Source organism: Psychrobacter sp. 16-MNA-CIBAN-0192 (genome assembly GCF_040309565.1).
In the GTDB taxonomy this organism is placed as follows: Bacteria; Pseudomonadota; Gammaproteobacteria; order Pseudomonadales; family Moraxellaceae; genus Psychrobacter.
The window spans coordinates 1-271 of sequence record NZ_JBEOOX010000270.1; the positions used below are offsets into that span (position 1 = coordinate 1).

General features: G+C 51.3%; 1 protein-coding gene. It reads left to right on the forward strand.

Annotated features, from left to right (window positions below; all coding sequences use genetic code 11):
* Positions 1 to 271: hypothetical protein (locus AAEY78_RS13215; RefSeq protein WP_352339756.1), on the forward strand; the 271-nt coding region annotated here is incomplete at both ends.

The following is a 271-nucleotide window of genomic DNA, read 5'->3' on the forward strand; positions in this document are numbered from 1 at the left end:
GGCCAAAAGAGGTCTCAAGTCGTATAACCAAATCGATAGCATACCGGATGGTCTGCGCGGCTTAGAGAAGACGCGCAAGCTGGATCTGGAAGACTGGATGGACGAGCTCAAACTTGATGCAGTGCTGTTCCCAACCATGGCAGATGTAGGTCCAGCAGATGCGCACATTAATCCTGCTTCAGCTGACAGTGCGTGGAGCAACGGTGTTTGGGTTGCTAATGGCAATCTTGCTATTCGCCACTTAGGTGTACCAACAGTTACTGTGCCGATG